The 5,199-nt window shown below is 67.6% G+C and carries 5 protein-coding genes and 2 pseudogenes; 3 read left to right on the top strand and 4 right to left on the bottom strand.

Annotated elements, in window-relative coordinates:
* Positions 1 to 109: 109 nt before the first annotated feature.
* Positions 110 to 730 carry a helix-turn-helix domain-containing protein gene (locus U9983_RS26065; RefSeq protein ID WP_322756546.1) on the bottom strand — a complete coding sequence of 207 codons (621 nt, stop codon included), beginning with the start codon at positions 728 to 730 and terminating at the stop codon, positions 110 to 112.
* Between the two features lie 156 nt (positions 731 to 886).
* Between U9983_RS26065 and U9983_RS26060 the strand changes: the two genes are divergently transcribed.
* Both U9983_RS26060 and U9983_RS26055 read left to right on the top strand, forming a co-directional pair.
* Positions 887 to 1,147 carry a hypothetical protein gene (locus U9983_RS26060; RefSeq protein WP_322756545.1) on the top strand — a complete coding sequence of 87 codons (261 nt, stop codon included), beginning with the start codon at positions 887 to 889 and terminating at the stop codon, positions 1,145 to 1,147.
* A 47-nt stretch (positions 1,148 to 1,194) separates the two neighbouring features.
* Positions 1,195 to 2,778: an ATP-binding protein gene (locus U9983_RS26055; protein ID WP_322756544.1), complete on the top strand. Its 1,584-nt coding sequence runs from the start codon at positions 1,195 to 1,197 to the stop codon at positions 2,776 to 2,778.
* A 335-nt stretch (positions 2,779 to 3,113) separates the two neighbouring features.
* On the opposite strand, the gene U9983_RS26050 is transcribed toward U9983_RS26055, so the two are convergent.
* The 3 genes and pseudogenes from U9983_RS26050 to U9983_RS26045 all read right to left on the bottom strand — a co-directional run.
* Positions 3,114 to 3,383, bottom strand: coding sequence for a toxin-antitoxin system HicB family antitoxin (locus U9983_RS26050; protein ID WP_322756543.1), 270 nt, complete (start codon positions 3,381 to 3,383; stop codon positions 3,114 to 3,116).
* Positions 3,281 to 3,649, bottom strand: a complete 369-nt coding sequence (locus tag U9983_RS28190; RefSeq protein ID WP_416211552.1) for a PIN domain-containing protein — start codon at positions 3,647 to 3,649, stop codon at positions 3,281 to 3,283. Before U9983_RS28190 ends, U9983_RS26050 begins: the two co-directional genes overlap by 103 nt.
* 346 nt (positions 3,650 to 3,995) lie before the next feature.
* Positions 3,996 to 4,593, bottom strand: a pseudogene (locus U9983_RS26045) (transposase); the annotation flags it as partial.
* Between U9983_RS26045 and U9983_RS28185 the strand changes: the two are divergent.
* Positions 4,551 to 4,825 (top strand): annotated as a pseudogene (locus tag U9983_RS28185) (hypothetical protein); the annotation flags it as partial. The pseudogenes U9983_RS26045 and U9983_RS28185 overlap by 43 nt on opposite strands.
* Positions 4,826 to 5,199 lie beyond the last annotated feature (374 nt).

Genomic DNA, 5,199 nt, shown 5'->3' with positions numbered 1-5,199 from the left:
CTCTCGGTCCGACGGGCGGTGGCGTAGACGGTCAGGTCGGGGCGGGCGGCCAGCCGCCGAGCGGTGGCCCGGCCGATTCCCGACGACGTCCCGGTGATCAGCACGGCGGTCATGGTGTCTCCTGGATCTCGGTGCGGGTGTGGCTCAGCCCTGCGACGATCAGTGCTACGGCGTGGCGCAGCCGTCGCAGGGTGACGTCGGGGTCGGACAGGTCCGCCTCCAGGCCGCGGGTGAGCGCGAGCAGGATCTCGGCCAGTTCAAGGGCCTTGACCCCGGGGCCGTCGGCGGCGGATATGTCGGCGGCAGCGAGGTCGGCGGCTATGGTGTCGGCGGCTATGGTGCCGGCGAGCAGGTCACGCATGGCGGCGCTGTAGGCGGCTTCGAGATCGGCGGACGGACGGGCGTTGTCGCCCAGCAGCTCGGCGGCGTGCGGGCTGTCCCGCCAGAGGCGCAGGACGAGGTCGAGCTTGGCGGTCAGCACGGCGGTGAGCCGCTCGGTGAGATCAGTGCCGGTGTCGACGTCCACCCGGGCTCGGGCCAGGGCCGCATCGAAAAGCCGCTCCGCGAGGCGCCGGAAGGCGTCCTCCTTGTTGCGCACATGCTGGTACACGGCGCCGCGCGACATCCCCGCCTCCCGGGCGATGTCGTCCATCGTGGTGCGCTTCACTCCATGTCGGGTGAAGCACGCGTACGCCGCGTCGAGGATCTGCTCCACGCGCTCGTCCAACATACTGACAATCATCGCATGAAGTGTCAGTGTGTTCAACCGCGGGAGTGCGGACCGCCCCGGATGTCGTCTGCCTGATCAACCAGCAGTTCGTCAGGCGTTCCTCGCCCTGCAGGCTTTCCGGGCCAGCAGCAGTCGCCCTACGCGATCGCGGTGCGAATGGCCGATCTGCCGGTCCCGCTACTCGACGGATACGACGGTCACACCCTGCACCGCCCCCTTGCCGAACACCGCGCGGAGACGGCCGTGGAGCTGCTGACCTGGAGCCGCATCGACGACCTCGACCTCGCCTCGGTCAACGACGCCCTGCACACCCACCCCCGTCTCGGAGGCAGTACGGCAGTCTCCAGTCTCCCGAGGAACGGTCACCGACCGTGCACACAGTTCCGGCGGCAGGTGGACTCGCGGTCCGTACAGTAGCGGTGATCGGCCCGCGTCCGCGCCCGTGGCCGCAGAGGAGGTGGGCGATGACGCGCTGGTTCAACACGGCCGGTCCGTGCGTGCCCAGTGATCATTACATGATCCCCGCGTCGGTTCGGCTGCCCGAGGTTCCCCGTCTGGTAGCGCGCAAGAGCTGTTTCGTGGTGCACGCGCCACGACAGACCGGGAAGACAACCGCTCTGCAGGCGCTCGCGTCCGAGCTGACCGCCAGCGGCCGGCATGCGGCCCTGTTGTCCTCCTGCGAAGCCGGACGGGCCTGGGGGGACGACATCGGTGCAGCCACCCGCGCCATCCTCGACGAGATCCGCGCGGCGGCCGAGGACTCGCTCCCGGCCGGGCTACGCCCACCTCCGTGGCCGGCGGTGTCGGAGGGCACGCAGCTTGGCATGGCGCTGCGGGCGTGGGCGCAGGCGTGCCCGCGGCCGTTGGTGCTGTTCTTCGACGAGATCGACGCGCTGCAAGGCCGGACCCTGATCAGTGTGCTCAGTCAGCTACGCAGTGGCTACCGAGGCCGGCCCGACAACTTCCCCGTCTCGGTCGCGTTGTGCGGTCTACGCGACGTCCGTGACTATAAAGTCGCTTCGGGTGGTGATCCGTCTCGATTGGGAACATCCAGCCCGTTCAACATCAAGATCGAATCGCTCCGACTGGGGGACTTCACCCTTGACGAGGTACGGGAGCTGTACGGCCAGCATACGGCTGAGACGGGGCAGACATTCACGCCAGAGGCGATGGAACGGGCGTTCCATCTGACCGCCGGACAACCGTGGCTGGTCAATGCCCTCGCCTACGAGATCGTCGACAAGATACAGATCCCGACGTCCACACCGATCACCGTCGACCATGTGGAACAGGCGAAGGAACGGCTTATCCTCGCCCGGGCCACCCACCTGGACTCGTTGGCGGACAAGCTCACCGAGCCCCGGGTTCGCCGGGTCATGGAACCGGTGCTGGCCGGGACCGTCACCGTGTTCGAGCCGTTCAGCGATGACGTCCTCTACGCCCGCGACCTCGGCCTGATCACCCAGACTTCCCCCGTCGAGGTCGCCAACCCCATCTACCGGGAGGTCATCGCCCGGGTCCTCGCCGACGGCCTGCTCGACTACACCGACAACGTGCCCCGCCCCCGCTCCTTCGCGCTACCCGACGGCCGTCTGGACTTCCCCCGCCTGCTGGCGGAGTTCGCCGCCTTCTGGACGGCCAACGGCGATATTCTCACCACCCGCCAGCAGTACCATGAGGCCGGCCCTCATCTCGTCCTCATGGCCTACCTACAGCGCGTCGTCAACGGCGGCGGCTATGTCGACCGGGAGTACGGTGTCGGCCGCGGTCGCATCGACCTGCTCCTGCGCTGGCCCCACCCCGCGAAGGACGGAACACGGGCCTGGCAGCGCGAGGCTCTTGAGCTCAAGGTATGGCGCCAGGGTGACCCCGACCCCCTCCGCGAGGGCCTCGGCCAGCTCGACGCCTATCTCGACCGGCTCGGTCTCGACACCGGCATCCTCGCCGTCTTCGACCGCCGCCCGAACGCCGAACCCATCGACAGACGCACCACCATCACCCACACCACCAGCCCCACCGGCCGCACCATCACCCTCTTCCGCGGGTAGGGCGTGGCGAGGTGGGGGCCGCCGCCAGGTACGCCGAGCTCTCGCGCTCGGCCTAGAACCACCACGCGAGGACGTGCACCGCCACCTCATGAGCGCCTACCGGGCGGCAGTTCGAGCGGTGCCGCACGGTTCTGTCGGCACGGCGCGGTAGTAGCTGCGGCGGGTCAGCAGAAGGCGACCATCTCGCGTAGCCACTCGTCCAGTTTGGCGACTTCCGTGGGCGACGCGATGCCCAGCGGTGCGGGAGCAGTCAGGGTTTCTTCGGCATCCAGACGACGAAACCGCGTTCCACCTGCTCCGGCCTGACCAGCCCGAGCTGACGGAGCCCGCAACTGTCATCCGAGCAACGGCTCGTCGCCGTCATCCGGCGAATTGCCGACACCGGCGCGCTCGAGGATGGCCAAGGCCCCGGGGATGCCAGCCCTCGCGGCACGCTCCCGGAAGTACTCCTCGGTGCGTAGCGCGGAGAGCTTCTCCGCGACCGCCACGTTGATGAGTTGGTTCAGTGCAACGCCTTCAGCCTCCGCAACCTTGCGCGCCTCCGCCAAGAGCGAGGGCTGCAATCGAAGCGCAAAATTGCTCTGTCTCCTAGCTGTTCCTCCCACATTTTCAGCGCTGCCGCCGGCGTACAGACGCCGATCCCGAATTGTTCGGTGGCTGTTCCAAAGTCACGCCTGTTAAACGTCACGATCCACTCGGCGTGGCCGTTCACCGCTGTCTCCAACACCATGTCGTCGTCCGGGTCACGTAGGGTCGGCCGCCATAGGAACGCCAGTCGAACGTGTTCGGTGACGGCGACCACGGCGTCAAGGAGTGTGGCGACATCGTCAGATGAGATGCGGGCCGTCGAAAGATGTTCAGCTCTGGTCATGACTGCCTGCTACTCAATGACAAGAGGAACAGAAACCACAGCGGTACGAATGTGACGTTCAAGGAGGGCCACGAGCATCCGACGGGACGCGCCGGTATCGCTGCGGATTGCCGCCACCATCACCGCGGTGTCCACGACGACCCTCATACCCTGATGCCATCACATGCAATATTACACAGTCGGGATTGGGGGCGTACGCGCCTTGATGCGGAGATCCGGTCAGCCTGTCAGGAGCAGGCCGAGGCGACAGTCGGGGCCGTACCGTCAGCTCCGGTGCGCCATCACCGTTCTGTTCTCCCGCCACGATCGCCTTCTACGCGCGTCAGCGGAAGGGGATCGCGGCCCGTCATGACCAGGGCGAGCAGGACCACCATTGCGGTGGTGGCGGCCGCGAGGCCCGTCGCCCCTGGGAGGTCCAGGGCGGACAGCGCGAGGGTGACCGCTGGCCGTGGATGATCCGTCCGGCGGTGTGCAGCAGTCGGTAGCGGATCGTTTTCGGTTCGGCTTTCGCCAGGTCACCGTCGAGCGCGAGCAGCCCCAGCCAGGCCAGCAGGTCGCAGGCGATCCCGACGGCGGCGCACCAGACGCTGTTCATGGCGAATTTTTGGGACGGTAGCCGGCGCAGGCCGGTGTCCTTCCCGCAGCGGATCCTCGACTCGACCCGGGCCTGCACCCGGTGGCAGGCCTCCAAGAACGAGACCTGCCCGGTCGGCAGGTTGGTGGCGGTGACGTGAAAACGGTGGCCCTCATGCTGCTCGAACAGAGAAAGCTGGGCGCCGGGATGCGGCCGTTCCCGCCGGACGATGATCCTCATGTCCGCGGGCCAGCCGGTCCTCGTCCGGACCGGTGCGCAGCAGCCCGGTCAGTTCGGCGACCTCACCATTGTCACGGGGATCGCCGGCGGCGTCGACGGCCAGGGACCACACGCCTGCGGGCAGCGCAGTCGACCGCTTTACGCCGCTGCCACGCGATCACGGGCACCTGGCCGCGTTGGATGGCTCGTACGGGTATCTGCGGCAGTTCACCCCGCAGGTGCTCGACGCCGTTCGGTTCGCCGCCGGCACCGCGGCAGCCGAGCTGCTGGCGGCGGTGGAGATCCTGCGGGAACTCAACGCCACCAGTGCGCGCAAGGGCCCCGACGACGCGCCGACCGGGTTCGTCCCGGCCCGCTGGCGGTCTGGACCCGCACCGGCCGCGGCGCACGCGACGCCTGGGCACGAGGGGCGGGCGGCGCCGGGGACCGGTGCCGTGGTGCGGGCGAGCAGTGTGTCGATGAACCCCCAACATCACCAGGTACTGGCGGATTTAGGTGAGAGCTGGTCAGCCATATCCACCCGATTGTCGGCGGATGCTACGGAGACCCCAGGTGGTCAAGGTGTGCCCTATTAGGGCGACGACGATAGCCACCGCTATGAGGCGGATTACGCTCCATGTCGTCACGGCGACCGATCCTTGCATCGGGGCATCGAATTTGAGCCGCTGCGAAGTATCGACGATAGCCACTAGTGGAACCAGCACCCGAAAAGGAAGGCTGTGAAATCCATGATTTT

Origin of the sequence: Protofrankia sp. Cas3 (genome assembly GCF_963555955.1) — a bacterium.
GTDB lineage: Bacteria > Actinomycetota > Actinomycetes > Frankiales > Frankiaceae > Protofrankia.
This window is presented reverse-complemented; position numbering and strand designations above follow the sequence as displayed.